Raw genomic sequence first — 15,228 nt, forward strand, 5'->3', positions numbered from 1 at the left:
GCTACTTCAGGCTAATGGTTAAGACCACATAATCTCTGTTAGTCTGAACAAAATAAATCTATAAAAATTACTGGTAACAAAACATGTTTGTATCACGCAGCAAATTCGAAGAAAAAGAAGCGCAAGTTGTCCTATTAGAAAAGCGCCTTCAAGAGACACTAGATAAAGTGTCATCACTTGAAGCTCAAAATGCAGAGTTGGCTGCGGCGTTAGATACTGCGCACAACGAAGAAGTTTCACTTGCCAATTCCACAGTGGTTAAATGTTTAGTCGATTCACTGTCACAGGTTCAGGGCGTTCGCGAGACGGTTTTACATTCTTACGAACGAATAAATGCGGAAAGTCAGTCGATTGTTGATATAAACGATTTGTTTAGCGTGTCGGCGACAACGCTTAGTAAAATAGTATCTGACATGAGTGGTCTTAATGTACAGATGGGCAGCATGAGCGAACGTATCTCAGGTCTGTCTACTACCGCAGATAATATCAATAAATTTGTGACCACCATTACCAGTATTTCCGATCAAACTAACTTGTTAGCCTTAAATGCCGCGATTGAAGCGGCCCGTGCTGGTGATGCAGGACGTGGGTTCAGTGTTGTAGCTGATGAAGTAAGAGCATTGGCAACAGAGACGAATAAGTCTGCTACAGAAGTCTCTGAACTTGTAAACGGGATAATTCAATCCACATCAAAAGCGGTGTCAGGCGTTAATGAGCTGCGCGGAAACAATGAAGAATTAGAGACGGGGATAAACCACCTCAATAGCAGCTATCAAACTATGGTGCAGCATTGTGACAGCATGAAAGCCACAATTAGTGAAGGCGCAATGTCTACATTCATACAGACAGTGAAGCTAGATCACGTTGTGTGGAAAGCAGGGATCTATGAGGTGCTCTGTGGCTTTAGTAACAAATCAGTAGCTGACTTTAGTGATCACGCGAGTTGCCGTCTAGGGCAATGGTATAGTGAAAATGCAACTAATCCTATCGGTCAAACCACAGCCTTTAGAGAGATTGAAGTGCCTCATGCGAGGGTACATAGTAGTGGTGTTGCAGCAATAAAAGCAAAACAAGCAGGTAATAACCCAGAGGCAGATGCTAAGCTAATAGAAATGGAGCAGGCGAGTGAGCGTGTAATGATGCTTCTTGACCGATTAGCTAGTTAGGCTATGTTGCGCTGAAGTATTAGTATATGGCGTGCGCATTAACATGCGGCACGCACGTTGGAGGGCTTTTAGGTGAGTGAAACATCGTATTCCACCGAAAACGAACGTATTCGTGCGCTAGAAGCCCGTGTTAATTCGCTAGAGCGGCAGCTTAAGCGTCAAAAGATTGCACGCAAAAACGCTGAATCTTTTCTAGAAACTTATTCCCAGGATGCTTATCTCGCTAATCAGGCATTACGAAAAGCACTCAAAGACTCTAAACAAAGAGAGCGCGAGCTTCTTTACCTCAACCGTACGGCCTCACAACTTACTCAAGCGACATCCGGTGAAAGTTACATATTTTCGGCGCTTGAATCTGCCGTAGAATTTAGTGGTGCGTTTTGTGGTAAAGCCTTTACCGTTAAAGATGGTGATTTAATTATTGGCAATGATGACAGTGTCCTTGTCCATGGGCAGGGCTGGATAACGTCTCGCACGCTAGCGCAATTTATCAAACAAGAAACGCCTTTAGACTTACGAGAAAGCTACTCCCATTGGTGTGTTAGTGCGGTAATTCAGCCTGAAACTAGTAAAGAATCCCGTTTACTTCATTTCATGCATGAAATGTCGCAGGGGGAATATACGTGGCTGGTCCTGCTAACTAAAGATGATAGGCTGGAAGAACAAACGCTTTATGTACTAGATACCACGAAGCATTACCTGAATATCACGTCTCGATACCAAAATAAGAAAAGTGAACTCAATACCAGACAGTTAGAACTCAGCAATGTAAAAAAGGATCGCGATTTCCTTGAAGAAAGGTTGGTCAGTGCTGACAAAATGGCAATGTTAGGTCAGCTGGCTGCTGGAATCGCCCATGAAATTAACAATCCTATAGGCTATGTACGAAGTAACACTGTCGTTGCAAAAGATATCTTTAATGATTATCAACGCGCTCTCGAGGAAATAGGTAGCCTTTGTAAAGAAGCGGGTGGTGAAGTTGAGGCGCAATATATGGCGCTAGAAAAGCGGTTTTCGCTTAAGGATAGCGCAGCGGAAATTGCAGAAATGTTCGATGAATCTCATGAAGGTATTGAGCGTATTATCGAAATCGTCAAAGCACTAAGAAGCTTTTCTTATCCAGGTTCGGGTAAGCATTCGCAAATTAGTGCTATCGAAGCCATGAATACAGCGATTAAGCTTACGAACAATTTACACCGTTATCGCAATTCAGTGCACTTTGAAGTACCAGACGACGACGCCTTCTTTAACGGTAACTCAGGGCAGATTCAGCAGGTGCTTGTAAACTTCTTGACTAATGCAATATATGCCACCCCTGAAGGGAAAGGAATAACGCTCAAAGTAGAGAAGGAGGCGGACAATGTCCGTTTAGTAGTTGAGGATGAAGGCGTAGGCATGTCGAAAGAAACGCTTAGTAAAGTGTTTACGCCTTTTTTTACCACCAAACCGCCAGGCGAGGGGACAGGGCTGGGTATGTCTATTTCTATGACTATTGTTGAGGAGCATAATGGCAAGATTGATATTGTCAGTGCTGAGGGAAGTGGTACAAAAGTATCCGTCGTATTGCCATTAGCCTAAAGTATAAAATTCTTTTCTAACTGTCTGATAAAATATAAAATTTCTCAAATTTTTTCTTAAACTAGACAGCAGCTGTTTATGTTCTAGTCTTATGAGAAAGCAAAGGTTTTATGCTCTACGGATGAGTACTTTGCAAAATGGAGAAAGTATCTAATGAGAAATAACCAGCCTGTTACCCAAAAAGAGTATAAGTTTCCATCCCACCACCGTCTTATTTCATCAACAGACAAGCGTGGGGTCATCCAACACTGCAATAGTGAGTTTGTGGAAGCGAGCGGTTTTACCCGCGAAGAATTAATAGGAAAAAACCATAACTTGATTCGTCACCCCGATATGCCAGCCCCCGTATTTAAGGAAATGTGGCGTACTTTAGAGTCTGGGCAAAGCTGGCTGGGATTAGTGAAAAACCGAAGAAAAAATGGCGATCACTACTGGGTTTCAGCATTCGTAACGCCTGTATATGACGGCAAAACAATCGTGGGGTATGAATCTGTCCGCGTGCCTGCCTTAAATGATGAAATTGCCAGAGCTGCGAGCGTTTATGCAAGAATGCAAGAAGGCAAGTCGCCGGTATCGCCAGTATCTAGAACTGTACAGACACTTTCTCATTTAGCTCCATCATTAGTTTTAAGTACTTTGATGGTGTTGGCTCTTGGTTTTACACATGGTGTTGCTGCGGCCGGCATTGCACTTCTAGGTGCCATTATTTTAATAGTGACTCAACAAGTAAAAGCCAAAAAAGATTGGCGCGAGCTAATTACACTTAGCCCAGAAAGCTACGCTAATGAGACGGTGGCGCAAACCTACTTTCCCGATCCTCCTCATATAAGTCAAGCCAAACTTGTCCTAGGGTGTGAGCTTGCGAGAAATCGTACTGCATTAACCCGAATTAAAGATGCATCAGCGGGGCTTGAGGCTATAGCTAGTGCAACGCATCATCAGGCTGAAAGCACTAGTGCCGCGGTTGTTCAACAAAATCAAGCTACACAGCTAATCGCGTCTGCGGTAACGCAAATGAGCCAGGCTATCCAAGAAGTTGCCGAGCGGGTTGAAGGTAACGCTAAAAGTGCGAAAACAGCTGCGGTCAACGTAGAAACCGGTAACCAAAAAGCGGAAGAGGCCATGCAGGCGATCGTGGCATTGCGTGAAGCGGTAGAATCAATCTCTTCTACGGTGACAGAACTCGCTCAGTCAACTAGCGATATAGGTGAAGCGGCCAACATTATTTCGACCATCGCTGAGCAAACTAACCTGTTAGCGCTTAACGCTGCGATTGAAGCTGCAAGGGCTGGCGAACAAGGAAGAGGTTTTGCGGTTGTAGCTGATGAGGTTCGTACTTTAGCTTCGAAAACTCGCGAATCGACCGATAAGATCCACAACATCATTAATGAATTGGCTGAGCGTTCTGACCGAGCTGTAAGGGTATCGACGGAAGGGCTAGCTTCAGCAGAGCACGGCAGCGCTATAGTAGAACAAACCCGAGGTGCACTGTTTGAAATTAACAATGCAGTAAAAGGTATCGCTGATGCCACGGTAGAGATGTCTTCAGCGGTAGAAGAACAAAGCACGGTGGCCGAGCATATTAACCAGCAGTTAGTAGAAGTCGCTGACGGCGCGTCTGAAACTCAGCGTTCATCTGAAGCATCGCTTGCAGCAAGTCATGATTTGCGCGCAACGGTTAATCAGGTTCACGAACTAATATTGCGTTTCAGTACAGATAAGCGAGTGGGAGAGTAATACTCTCTCCAGCTCTCCCCACTAAAAGACCTTTTGCCTATCTGCACACTAATGTGGGTCTAAAAAAGGTTATAAAACCAAAAACAGCGCCGTAGGCATAGGTACTTATGAGTTCGCATTGAGCCCTGCGTGCAGGCCTCGTTTATAGGCCGCCACAGCGGGGAACAGCGAAACCAAATAAGTGCACCCCAGTATTAGTAAAATGATAATAACGCTGCTTTGACCAAACAGCGGGCTGCTTAAAAACAATCCATAGGTACTGCTTAACCAAGGTTTTAGTGCGCTCATAAGCCCGGCTACCAAGCCTAAACTCAGTACTGCACTCACAATCGTAAGCAGCATAGCTTCAATCTGTATGAGTAGCAGTAAGGTAAACGGTCCTGCGCCTATAGTTCGTAAAACCGCGATTTCTTGATAACGCTCTCTCATCGTTGCCAGCAGCATAGTCGCAAGCCCAATTAGCGCGCAGATGACGATAAGACCGGAAAGTCCAAGCAATAGCGATTCAACATTTCCCATAATTTGCCAAAGTTCTGCGAGTGCCATGCCCGGTAGAATAGCCATTAGCGGCTCTTTTTTACTTTGATTAATTTGATACTGAAGCTGCAGTGCAGTTACCCGATGTTTAAGCCCCAGCATCACCACGGATACTGACTCAGGCGTAAACGCTTCGCTATTGTAAACTGCATGTTCTTTTGTATGCTCGTCATGCTCATGCTCATGCTCATGCTCATGCTCATGCTCATGCTCGTTCGCCTTGTCAGCAGATTTACGGCCTAACATTGAGGTGGGGGAATGTTTAGGTCCTGTGTGGGCTTCTTCAAGTCCCTGTAGGGTAACGTATACGGCTTTATCTACGGGCGTACCGGTTTTCTTAACTATGCCTGAGATAGTGAAAGGGTGATCATCATGGTTGTTGAACGATACGCTACCCAGACCATGGGAAATAATAATCTTATCCCCTACCTTGTACCCCAATGATTTGGCGATATCTGCGCCAATAACGGTAGACAGTGGCTGCGTAAATGTCGAGCCTGCTGCCATTTCAAGTGATTGCATATCACCGTATTTAAAGTGGTCGAAAAAGCTGTTGGTCGTACCTACTACTCTAAAACCTCTGTGGGTATCACCCAAAGATAGTGGGATAAGCCACGATACCTGCTTGTTAGATTGAAGCGCCGCAATACTTTTATATTCAATACCTTTGGTGGGAGTGCCTATATTAAACACTGATGACAGGAGTAAATTAAGCTGTCCACTTGGTGCGCCAACAATAAGATCTACACCAGAAACGGTGCGCGTAAAACTGGTTTTAACTTGGGTGCGAATAATGTCCACGCACAAAAGTAAACTAATGCTGATGGTAATGCTTAAAAGTGTGAGGATTGCCGTTGTTTTCCTGCGCTTTAAGCTTTCAATAGCAATGGTACTTAGCATTACGCACGCTCCTGTGCTTTTGGGGCCTCAGCGCCTCGCGTTTTTATGTGGTTTGTACTTGGGCTTAATTCACTCATGCTGCAGTGGCGGTCGAAATAACTCTCCATGGCTTTATCGTGACTAACAAAAATCATGGTGCTTTCACCTGCAACGTCTTTTAGCAGCGACATAAAACTATCTCTGGCATCGGTATCTAGGGCAGAGGTAGGTTCATCGACAATTAATAATTGTGGGTCGTTAATCAGTGCTCTGGCAATGGCAACGCGCTGCTGCTGACCAATACTCAATGCGTCAGCTTTCGCATGCAGCACGTGAGAAGGCAGCTGTAGCTTGTCCAGTAAATGACGAAGCTTTGCGTCTGATGCTGTCTTGCTGACGTTTGTACTTGCAAAATACACCGCCGCATTAATGTTCTGTGCCACAGAAAGGTAGGGAATAAGATTAAATTGTTGAAAAACAACGCCGATATTGCGTGCTCTAAACTTGTCCCGCTGTCGGTTCGATAATGCGGAGAAAGGCTGCGCTAATAAGGCGATGTCGCCCTGAGTTGGAGTTAATGTTCCGCACAGCAAATTGAGCAATGTGCTCTTTCCGCTACCCGAAGGCCCTGAGAGAAAAACGTGCTCACCTTGCGAAACTTGCCACGCTTTAATGTCAATGATGGGGGAACTTTCTTTGGTGTACGAAAACTGTAAATTGCTAACTTCAATCGCTGTATTGCGCTCTTTATTCACTGCGTTGCGCTGGGAGTGAGTGCTATTGTTTTTACTGATGGTATTCACGCTAAGCCCGACCTGTATTTACGTCTTATGTTCACATTAGCAAAAGCGACACGTCTGTTCACCCAGTTAAAAACCAGAGAAAACACATTGCCGCGTTGAGGTAATGTTATCAAATAACATTTTTGCGTATAGCTATGCTATCAGATCTCATCAGCCTAAAGCGGCAATTGCTCTTATTAATTGCTCATCATAACGACGTAAAAGAGAGGCGCGCCTAAATTATCAGCCGTTAGCTTGTAGTTTTACCACTTCTGCGCTTTCATCTTCTAAAACGCTTTCAGCCGTTGCACCTTTGAAAATCTTACTGATTTTATCTTTGTTTTTAGACAGCATAATGGTGAGCTCTTCCACTACGCTATCGTCTAGCTTAATGCCCTTCGCATGAATGTAGTCAGCAAGGTTATCTGCTGCATCGAGCATTTTGTCATACTGATCGGCTTCTTTTTTGTCGGTAGTTACCAATTTTTCTACCCCTTTGTGCGTAACAACATACTGTGTGGTAATGGCCATGGTAGGTCCCCTGTTTATTAAAGACACAAAAACTGTACAGTATTTTACTGTATAAATAAACAGTATTTTGGTTAAATGTCTGAGCGTAGTGTTTGGGGAAAGGGCAAATGATTGTTCTAAAGGTGATTAATGCTTGTGCAATTAGTAACTGCTGCGTATAATGCGCGCCCTTACAGCCATCCCAATTCGTTCCTTGTCTCCATACAGTCGGCTGTACTGTCGAGGCTACAACCGTAAGGAGCTATAATGCGTCATTACGAAATCGTATTTATGGTTCACCCTGATCAGAGTGAACAAGTACCTGGTATGATCGAGCGTTATACCACAATCCTAAAGCAAGACGGTGGTCAGATTCATCGTTTAGAAGATTGGGGCCGTCGTCAACTGGCTTACCCAATTGAAAAGCTGCACAAAGCCCACTACGTACTTATCAATGCTGAAGCGTCTGCAGAAGCTGTTGATGAATTGGAAAATGCTTTCCGTTTCAACGACGTGATCCTACGTAACATGGTTATGCGCACTAAGACTGCTGTGACTGAGCCTTCTCCAATGATGAAAGAAGAGCCTCGTCGTGAGCGTCGTGACGATTCTGCTCCTCGCCAAGATCGCGCGGAAAAGAAAACTGAAACCACTGAAGACAACGCTTAAGGAGATCACCCATGGCTCGTTTTTTCAGACGTCGTAAGTTCTGCCGTTTCACTGCAGAAGGTGTGACTGAGATTGATTACAAAGATATCGCTACTCTTAAGAACTACATCACTGAGAGCGGTAAAATTGTCCCTAGCCGTATTACTGGTACAAGCGCAAAATATCAGCGTCAGCTGTCTTCTGCGATCAAGCGCGCACGTTTCCTTGCGTTGCTTCCGTACACTGATTCACACAAGTAATTTGGCGAATATAAGGGTTAGCTAAGATGAATATCATCCTACTAGATAAAATCGCCAACCTTGGCGGCCTGGGCGACCAAGTGACTGTTAAGTCTGGTTACGCTCGTAACTTCCTTTTCCCACAGGGTAAAGCGGTTCCTGCAACTAAAGACAACGTTGAAAAGTTCGAAGCACGTCGTGCTGAACTTGAAGCGAAAATTGCTGAGCAACTAGCTGCTGCTAACGCACGCGCTGAAAAAGTTGCTGAGCTTGCTGAAGTTACAATCGCAGCTCCTGCTGGTGACGAAGGTAAACTATTTGGCTCTGTTGGTACTCGTGACATCGCTGATGCAATCACTGCAGCTGGCGTTGAAGTACAAAAAGCAGAAGTTAAACTACCTACTGGTACTCTTCGTGAGACTGGTGAGTATGACATCGACTTACAACTTCACTCTGACGTTATCACTTCAATCAAAGTGATCATCATTGCTGAAGCGTAATCGCTGACGTATTTGAAAAAAGCCGCTCTTAGAGCGGCTTTTTTTTGCTCAAAATTTTTCTCCGATACTTAAGATCAATACCAATCCGTATAGATAATAGCCCACCTAGAAGGCGCTGGTAAGTTTCCTAGCAAAGCGTGGGAATGCAGGAATGGCCGTTGCTTTTCAAATTCCCAGAGTGAAGCTTGCCAGACCTTACCGAATGGCGAGTTTAAAATATCCGTACCCTCACTCCACGTCGCGACGCCTAATTAACGATGGGTGTAAGCAAATATGTCCAGTGCCGACAAATGGCGTATTTTTGAGGTCCACTCATCTGCGATAAATAACGTTTTTTAAACGGTATCTAAACAAAATGTTAACGATCGCTGAAATTCTTAGTGTCATGGCTTTAAACTTTTTCTGTCATTCCTGCGACCTATAGTAAACCAAACAATAAAAAGCATAAGTGCCATATTATGGACATCACTAAGCAAGCAATAAGAAACGCGACCGGGGTAGGTATCGGAATAACGCTACTGGTATTTTTAGGTCTATATAGCCTGTTTAATTTACCGGTACAGCTGTTTCCTGATATTGAACGACCGAATATTAACATCCAGACCTCGTGGCGCGCTGCGTCGCCCCAAGAAATTGAGTCGGAGATCATTGAACCTCAAGAGGAAGTCCTGCAAGGGATCCCTGGCCTTGAGTCGATGAGCGCATGGGCAAACCAAGGTAATGCGTGGATTAATCTAGAGTTTGGCTTAGATACAGACATGCAGAAAACGCTCATTGAAGTGATTAGCCGCATGAACCGCTTACCCCCACTACCTCGCGATGCCCTCTCCCCTAATATAATGCTTGCTGGAAGTGGGGGAGACGCCCCCGCTTTGACCTACTTTTTTCTTCAGCGCCTTCCGGGCAATCCAAACGAAATTAATACCTATGTAACCTTTTTTACCGATGTCATTAAACCTCAGCTTGAATCTATCCCGGGCGTTGCAAGGGCGCGTATGGAAAGCGGGGTTGGCGGCGTTGAGGAGTTTCAAATTGTTTTCGACCCGTTTAAAGCGGCGCAGTTAGGCATTGACCTAACGGCAGTTGCCAACGAGTTGGGGCGTGCGAATGATATTTCAGGCGGCTTTGTCGATGTGGGCAGAAGACGCTATACCCTGCGTTTTGAAGGTCGCTACGAGCCTACGCAAATGGGTGAAATGATCCTTGAATGGCGAGACGGCAGCCCTATAACTCTAAATGACATCGCCGAAATTAAAATCACCCGCGCTGACGGCGCAAACTACAGTGTGCAAAATGGCAATCCGGCTATATCTATTCGCGTAGACAGACAAAACAACGCCAATGTTTTAGCTACCTTAGAAGCCGTAAAAGCAAAAGTTGCACAAATAAACGAACAGGACTTGGCCCCAGAACAGTTAGTGATGGCGCAAAGCTTCGATGCCTCAGTGTTTATTTATAGAGCGGTGCAGCTAGTTACCAGCAATTTGTTTATAGGCGTACTGCTTGCCATTGGCGTACTTTGGCTCTTTATGCGCCAGCTGCGGGCAACGCTCATTGTGGCATTGGCCATTCCTATCTCACTACTTAGCACTTTTGTGGTGCTTCAGCTTACCGGTCGCTCGCTCAATATCATTTCACTGGCAGGACTCGCCTTCGCGGTAGGTATGGTGCTAGATGCCGCTATCGTTGTGCTGGAAAATATTGTAAGAACGCGAAAGAGCGCCGAAGTCGAAAATAAAGACTCAAATTCACAAACGCACATGGAGGATTGTGCCCATCGGGGAACGAAAGAAGTGTTTGGTGCCCTCATGGCGTCAACAGCTACCACCGTTGCTATTTTTATTCCCGTCATGTTTTTGGAAGATGTTGAAGGGCAATTGTTTGCTGACCTTGCTCTCACCATCGCCATTGCAGTGTGTATGTCGCTAGTGGTTGCAGTAACGGTGTTGCCTGTCGTTGCCGCTCGATATCTTAATGGCAACATGCCAGCTGATAGCTTACAGCGGGTATGGGCTAAGATAACCCGCGCTATTATGTCGCTATCAAGTACGCCGCTTCGCCGCCTTGTATTAGTCATAACACTCATGGGCGTGCCTATTACAGGTAGTGTTTTGCTTATGCCTTCCATGGATTATTTGCCGCCCGTAAAACGCGATGCCGTTGACGCCTTCTTAAGTTTGCCTGCAGGTGCCAGTGAAAACTTTATTAGTGAGGAAGTGATGCCAATTATCAAAGAGCGACTGCAGCCCTATATGGACGGAGAAAAGCAGCCAGCGCTAAAGAACTACTACATTATTACGTGGCCAAATGGCGGAAATTTGGGTGTGCGCGCTAAAGATCAGTCTAAGGTCAAAGAGTTAGAAGCCATTGTTCGCGATGAAATTTTAAAGGATTTGCCGGATACACAGACCTTTTCACAACAAGGCAATTTGTTCGGTGGCTTTGGAAACGGTCGGTCAATCGACATACATCTTCAAGGTACCGACCAAGCCATGCTCGGCATTGCTGCGCAGGCAGGTTTAGACAAATTGAGAGAAGTTTTCCCTAACGCTAATGCGCGTTCGAATCCTCCACTAGAGCAAGCCGAACCAGAGCTTCGCTTTTACCCTAATGATAGCCGAATGATGGAAGTCGGGTTAAATCGGGGCAGTATGGGGAACCTAGTACGCGCCATGGGTGATGGTATGTATGTGGGGGAGTACTTCGACGGTACTAAACGCATGAATATTATCTTCCGCTCAGCACCTTGGTTTACACCCGAAGACTTGAACAGCACGCCAGTCATGACGCCATCAGGCGAGGTGGTGCAATTAGGGGAACTGGTAGGTATTGAAAGAGCCGTAGGTCCAAGTCGTATTCAGCGCATTGATGGTCGAAGAACCCTTACGCTAAACGTAAATCCGCCAGAGGGTATGAGTTTAGAAGAAGCCATGAAAGTGATTACCTCTGAGGTTGAGCCCGCCATTATGACCATGATGCCTACCGATGGCGCTATTAATTATGGTGGCAGCGCGGATAGCTTAAAAGGCGCTATTGCCTCGATGGCTGATAACTTTCTTTTTGCCATGGTGTTGCTACTGCTGTTAATGGCGGGGTTGTTTAAATCGTTAAAAGACAGCGTACTGGTAGTACTTTCTATTCCGCTAGCCACGGTGGGCGGGGTGATTGCTATTCGTATCATGAACATCTTTACCTTCCAGCCCATGGACCTGTTAACCATGATTGGCTTTATTATTTTGCTAGGGCTTGTAGTAAACAATGCCATTTTACTCGTGCATCAGACTCGTATAGGCGAGCAAGAAGGGCTGACCCGTGATGACGCGGTAGAACAAGCCATCAAACTACGTTTACGGCCTATCTTTATGAGCACGCTGACTTCAATCTTTGGCATGCTGCCCCTGCTGTTGCTACCAGGTGCAGGCAGCGTTATTTACCGAGGTCTTGCGGCTGTTATTGTGGGAGGAATGACGGTGAGTACCATATTCACCTTGCTTTTACTGCCTACCTTGCTGCGTATGACGGCTTCAACGTCATCTGTAAATTTACTCAAACCCCTGGCCGAGCGCATAGAGAGCACTGGCGCTTCGCCGACTACCTCATCCACCGTAAAACAAAATAAATACAACGATCATGTGTAAGGAAAAGACAACCATGAAAGCAATGACTTCTACTCTCGCCCTTAGTGTGTTTGCCTTATTTGCAAGCAGTGTATCGTTGAGCGCACACGCACAGGATAGCAATCAACCACCGCCGGTGCTGGTACAAATAGATGAAGCCAGAGAGCAAGCGATTTCACAACTTACCTGGGTTCCTGGAACGGTACTTAGCGTTATCGATGCAAACCTAGCCTCTGAGGTAGATGGTCGCATCATTTGGATGGCAGAGGTAGGTGATGTGGTAATAGCGGGGGAGCCTTTAGTTAAAGTCGACGATACTCGCTTAAGTATTACCCGCAATCAAGATGCCTCAAATATTGCCAGATGGCAGTCGCAGGTTGAACTGTTTACCAAACGTCTCGCGAGGTACAAAAACCTTCAGGCCAGTCAAAACACGTCCAGAGGTGAGTTAGAGGAAGTGGAAGCAGACTTAGAGAATGCCAAACAGGAATTAGCGCAAGCCAAGTTAGATTTAGAATTCACCGAATATCAGATAGCACAAAGCAGTATTCGTGCTCCCTTTACGGCTTTGGTGGTTGAAAGGCTGCAGTCGCCGGGCGAATACACTGGGGTAGGGCAAACCCTGCTTCGCGTGGTAAACCCTGATAGCGTTGAAGTTCAGGTGCGCGCACCGCTCAACGTATTACCCTATATTGCTAACGGCATGAGCGTAACCGTTCACAATAACGTGAACCAAGTAGAAGAATCTATTCGTGCCATTGTACCGGTAGGCAACAGTACATCGCGCATGATGGAGCTACGAATCGCCATCAACCCCGGTGACTTTCCTATAGGCAGTGCAGTGCGTGTGGCGTTGCCTAGCAGCGATACTCATGATGGTGTCACCATACCTCGCGATGCACTAGTACTAAGGAAGTCGGGCACTTTTATTTATCAGCTAAACGAAAATAACGAAGCTGAGCAGGTTAAGGTGACAACCGGAGTGGGCATGGGCGATAGAATTGAAGTGTTTGGTGATGTGAACCCAAAGCGTTCTGTTGTGGTGAGAGGGGCTGAACGCCTACGCGCAGGCCAGAAAGTACGTTACAACAATGAGCGTGAGTCTTTGACGGCGAAGAATTAAATAAGGAACGAGCAAGCCAGCCCTCTTCCGATAAATAGACGGTCAACTTGTTACAATTAAAAGGTGGTGAATTATGTGCTACTGATTAGACTGTAGGCCAATCTAGTTTATCGTTAGCGAGCGAGACATTAAGGGACGAAAGCAAGTGAAGCAGTATACCGCCACCTTTTTTATAGCAACCTGCATGCTAGCTGGGTGTGCTACACCTAATCAAGTGACGAGAGTAGATGAGAGCAATGCTGTAATCAAGTACACGAATGAGCCTGGGTATGAGGACAGATTCAGCAATATTTACGACGGTTTTAAAGCATACCCCGTCACGTGTACTAATGATTGCTACCCGGCGTCTGCCGATATTGAATGTGAAAGTGACATACAAAATTGTCAGTTCGTTGGCAACAACCCGCCAGTCAACTCACATACCGGCTTTACTGTAACCTGGTTGGGGCACGCAAGCTTTTTACTTAACACCGCAGGTGGCGAGCAAATACTTATTGACCCTGTGTTTGGGCAGTTTGATTGGCCCGTTAATTGGGCTTTTCGATTGGCGGAGGGGTTTAGCCGCAACGAACCCGCTGAGGTAGGTGAAGACAAACTCGCACAAACCGATGCTGTGGTTTATTCCCACATACACTACGACCATTTTAATAAAGCCGATATTGCCGAATTAGGAACAAAGCCCGAATATCTTGTTCCGTTAGGTTTCGCAGAGCACTTCCCTAATAGAGGCTACACCATTAACGAGATGGCGTGGTATACCAGCAAAAACGTAGGCAAAACCTCTATCCACTTCGTGCCGGCTCATCATTTCAGTAACCGAATTTGGGTGCCGTATTTGTACGAGGACGACAATGCGACACTGTGGGGTGGTTGGGTATTTGAGAGTGAAGGAAATACTTTGTTCTTTGCGGGGGATACGGGATATTCACCGCACTTCAAGGATATTGAAGCGCGCTTTGGCGAAATAGATGTTTGCCTGTTACCTATAGCCTCTTATTTCAGCGAAACCTCACCTAAATGGTATCGCAAAGTACATACTACGCCAGAAGATGCCATTGTTGCGGCCCAAGACCTAGGCTGTAAAGCCGTAGTGCCTTGGGGCTATGGAAATGCCAGCTGGATGATGGGTGACAAGACGTCACATTCTGCGTTGTTTCGACTGATGAAAATGAAGCAGCAGCTAAATCCTTCTATGCCTTGGATTATTTTGAATGAAGGTGAGCAAGCGTCTTTTTAATTTAAGCTACGGATAAATGGCCTATTTATCCGCAATCTTATCTGCAATTTTTTGGCATTTTCCCCGCCATTCATCATCAAGCGGTTCAAGTTTCGCTAGCTTTTGGGCCAGGGCTTTGTCTGCTTTGGTATGGGCGCATTGCATTAGGGTGTGAACATTAACGGTATCGTCCTCACGGTACAGTAGTGTTACTTCGTCGCCAACGCTAATAGTTCCAGTTTTAATAACCCGGTAATACCAGCCAGTAATACCTCGTTCTCCGACAAATCTGTCTAAATTGGGAATGTTGAAACGCTGAGAGATTTTACTGCAAGGGGCACGTGGGGCACTTACTTGCAGTTCTACCTCGCCGAACTTCCATATGTCGCCGATATAAACAGTGGCATCGTCCATGCCCTCTACACTGATGTTTTCGCCAATGCTGCCTAGCGAAAATTCGCCTTCAGGAAAATGCTTTCTTAATGTTAGATAGTTGGTCGGGTTGAACTGATGCAGCACTTTCTCTGGTCCACCGTGAAGACGTTTATTGGCTTGTTCGTCTTCATCGGTTCTGTCCATATGTACCGTTAACTTGTCGATAGGACATTTGACAATACTACTCGGTGCCCCACGAGGACCCAGTGGCTGAGGTTTTCCAGCAAACAAAGCGTTAACAGTAAATGTGGCAGACATGGC

General features: G+C 45.7%; 13 protein-coding genes. 9 read left to right on the top strand and 4 right to left on the bottom strand.

Annotated elements, in window-relative coordinates:
- The first annotated feature begins 83 nt into the window (after positions 1-83).
- The 3 genes from AC27KT_RS03580 (at position 84) to AC27KT_RS03590 (ending at position 4,481) form a co-directional block, all read left to right on the top strand.
- Entirely contained in the window at positions 84-1,166 is a 1,083-nt protein-coding gene (locus AC27KT_RS03580; protein WP_487127444.1) for a methyl-accepting chemotaxis protein, read from the top strand.
- 72 nt (positions 1,167-1,238) lie between these two features.
- Entirely contained in the window at positions 1,239-2,744 is a 1,506-nt protein-coding gene (locus AC27KT_RS03585) for a sensor histidine kinase (RefSeq protein ID WP_487127446.1), read from the top strand.
- Between the two features lie 153 nt (positions 2,745-2,897).
- Complete coding sequence (locus AC27KT_RS03590) at positions 2,898-4,481, top strand: methyl-accepting chemotaxis protein (protein ID WP_487127448.1); 1,584 nt, start codon at positions 2,898-2,900, stop codon at positions 4,479-4,481.
- Between the two features lie 105 nt (positions 4,482-4,586).
- Here AC27KT_RS03590 and AC27KT_RS03595 read toward each other — a convergent pair whose 3' ends face one another.
- The 3 genes from AC27KT_RS03595 to AC27KT_RS03605 form a co-directional block, all read right to left on the bottom strand.
- Positions 4,587-5,918: an ABC transporter permease gene (locus tag AC27KT_RS03595; RefSeq protein ID WP_487127450.1), complete on the bottom strand. Its 1,332-nt coding sequence runs from the start codon at positions 5,916-5,918 to the stop codon at positions 4,587-4,589.
- Positions 5,918-6,700: an ABC transporter ATP-binding protein gene (locus tag AC27KT_RS03600; protein ID WP_487127452.1), complete on the bottom strand. Its 783-nt coding sequence runs from the start codon at positions 6,698-6,700 to the stop codon at positions 5,918-5,920. The genes AC27KT_RS03595 and AC27KT_RS03600 overlap by 1 nt, the downstream gene beginning before the upstream one ends.
- Before the next feature lie 222 nt (positions 6,701-6,922).
- Positions 6,923-7,210 (bottom strand): YebG family protein, encoded by a 288-nt coding sequence (locus AC27KT_RS03605; protein ID WP_014951121.1) that lies wholly within the window; start codon positions 7,208-7,210, stop codon positions 6,923-6,925.
- Positions 7,211-7,456: 246 nt separating this feature from the next.
- Between AC27KT_RS03605 and rpsF the strand changes: the two genes are divergently transcribed.
- The 6 genes from rpsF to AC27KT_RS03635 all read left to right on the top strand — a co-directional run bounded on the left by rpsF (position 7,457) and on the right by AC27KT_RS03635 (position 14,553).
- Complete coding sequence (gene rpsF, locus AC27KT_RS03610; protein WP_014951120.1) at positions 7,457-7,858, top strand: 30S ribosomal protein S6; 402 nt, start codon at positions 7,457-7,459, stop codon at positions 7,856-7,858.
- 11 nt (positions 7,859-7,869) lie between these two features.
- Complete coding sequence (gene rpsR, locus AC27KT_RS03615) at positions 7,870-8,097, top strand: 30S ribosomal protein S18 (protein ID WP_012519954.1); 228 nt, start codon at positions 7,870-7,872, stop codon at positions 8,095-8,097.
- Between the two features lie 26 nt (positions 8,098-8,123).
- Positions 8,124-8,576, top strand: a complete 453-nt coding sequence (rplI, locus tag AC27KT_RS03620) for a 50S ribosomal protein L9 (RefSeq protein ID WP_012519953.1) — start codon at positions 8,124-8,126, stop codon at positions 8,574-8,576.
- A gap of 458 nt (positions 8,577-9,034) precedes the next feature.
- Positions 9,035-12,214, top strand: coding sequence for an efflux RND transporter permease subunit (locus AC27KT_RS03625; RefSeq protein WP_487127455.1), 3,180 nt, complete (start codon positions 9,035-9,037; stop codon positions 12,212-12,214).
- A 13-nt stretch (positions 12,215-12,227) separates the two neighbouring features.
- The gene (locus tag AC27KT_RS03630) at positions 12,228-13,316 is read left to right on the top strand and encodes an efflux RND transporter periplasmic adaptor subunit (protein WP_487127457.1); all 1,089 of its coding nucleotides are present in this window, start codon (positions 12,228-12,230) and stop codon (positions 13,314-13,316) included.
- Between the two features lie 145 nt (positions 13,317-13,461).
- A complete protein-coding gene (locus AC27KT_RS03635; protein WP_487127459.1) occupies positions 13,462-14,553 on the top strand; it encodes an MBL fold metallo-hydrolase in 1,092 nt (363 codons plus the stop codon).
- 21 nt (positions 14,554-14,574) lie between these two features.
- On the opposite strand, the gene AC27KT_RS03640 is transcribed toward AC27KT_RS03635, so the two are convergent.
- Positions 14,575-15,225: an MOSC domain-containing protein gene (locus tag AC27KT_RS03640; protein ID WP_487127461.1), complete on the bottom strand. Its 651-nt coding sequence runs from the start codon at positions 15,223-15,225 to the stop codon at positions 14,575-14,577.
- Positions 15,226-15,228: the final 3 nt, after the last annotated feature.

It is taken from the genome of Alteromonas sp. 5NW40-0090 (assembly GCF_057552975.1).

Coding starts and splice junctions, on each gene's coding strand:
- rplI (WP_012519953.1), top strand. CDS start 8,124: ATGAATATCATCCTACTAGATAAAATCGCCAACCTTGGCGGCCTGGGC.
- AC27KT_RS03595 (WP_487127450.1), bottom strand. CDS start 5,918: ATGCTAAGTACCATTGCTATTGAAAGCTTAAAGCGCAGGAAAACAACG.
- AC27KT_RS03630 (WP_487127457.1), top strand. CDS start 12,228: ATGAAAGCAATGACTTCTACTCTCGCCCTTAGTGTGTTTGCCTTATTT.
- AC27KT_RS03605 (WP_014951121.1), bottom strand. CDS start 7,210: ATGGCCATTACCACACAGTATGTTGTTACGCACAAAGGGGTAGAAAAA.
- AC27KT_RS03625 (WP_487127455.1), top strand. CDS start 9,035: ATGGACATCACTAAGCAAGCAATAAGAAACGCGACCGGGGTAGGTATC.
- AC27KT_RS03590 (WP_487127448.1), top strand. CDS start 2,898: ATGAGAAATAACCAGCCTGTTACCCAAAAAGAGTATAAGTTTCCATCC.
- rpsF (WP_014951120.1), top strand. CDS start 7,457: ATGCGTCATTACGAAATCGTATTTATGGTTCACCCTGATCAGAGTGAA.
- rpsR (WP_012519954.1), top strand. CDS start 7,870: ATGGCTCGTTTTTTCAGACGTCGTAAGTTCTGCCGTTTCACTGCAGAA.
- AC27KT_RS03580 (WP_487127444.1), top strand. CDS start 84: ATGTTTGTATCACGCAGCAAATTCGAAGAAAAAGAAGCGCAAGTTGTC.
- AC27KT_RS03640 (WP_487127461.1), bottom strand. CDS start 15,225: ATGTCTGCCACATTTACTGTTAACGCTTTGTTTGCTGGAAAACCTCAG.